General features: G+C 30.7%; 1 protein-coding gene. It reads right to left on the bottom strand.

The genetic code is table 11. The annotated features are described in order from the left end of the window. Positions 1-144: 144 nt before the first annotated feature. Entirely contained in the window at positions 145-318 is a 174-nt protein-coding gene (locus tag FDX22_RS30090) for a hypothetical protein (protein ID WP_156125609.1), read from the bottom strand. Between the last annotated feature and the right edge of the window lie 148 nt (positions 319-466).

Genomic DNA, 466 nt, shown 5'->3' on the forward strand with positions numbered 1-466 from the left:
TCGGTAAACTCAAACGTGATTTAGTCATTTTTAAGTTAGGGTATTTACCTGTTTCAGCTTTAACTTTTGATTCAAATTGACTTATTCCGATACCTTGCTCTTTTAGTGAGTTACTTATTCTTTCGTATAATTCTTCATTTGTCATTATGCTATAACCTCAGTGATTTCAGTATATTTTTTAAGTTCAATTCTTTGTTTTTCAGGTAACAATTCAAACCATTCCAGAGCTTCTCTTTTATTATAAAACTTACGGCTTTCAAATTCTCCAAAATCATCTGAAAAGTATCGAGCTATGTAGTATGTAAATTCATCTTTCATTATCCAATTACTCCTGTCTTAATGTTTAATCTTTGCTGACTTGATAAGTGATAACAAGTGCACCATTTGCAATAATAAGCTCTAACTGGTATCTTATCATCTTTATTCTTCTTGCTCTTTTTAGTATGCTGGGCATTCGCTATTGAAT

Source organism: Citrobacter sp. TBCS-14, assembly GCF_005280805.1.
Lineage (GTDB): Bacteria > Pseudomonadota > Gammaproteobacteria > Enterobacterales > Enterobacteriaceae > Citrobacter > Citrobacter gillenii.

Coding starts and splice junctions, on each gene's coding strand:
- FDX22_RS30090 (WP_156125609.1), bottom strand. CDS start 318: ATGAAAGATGAATTTACATACTACATAGCTCGATACTTTTCAGATGAT.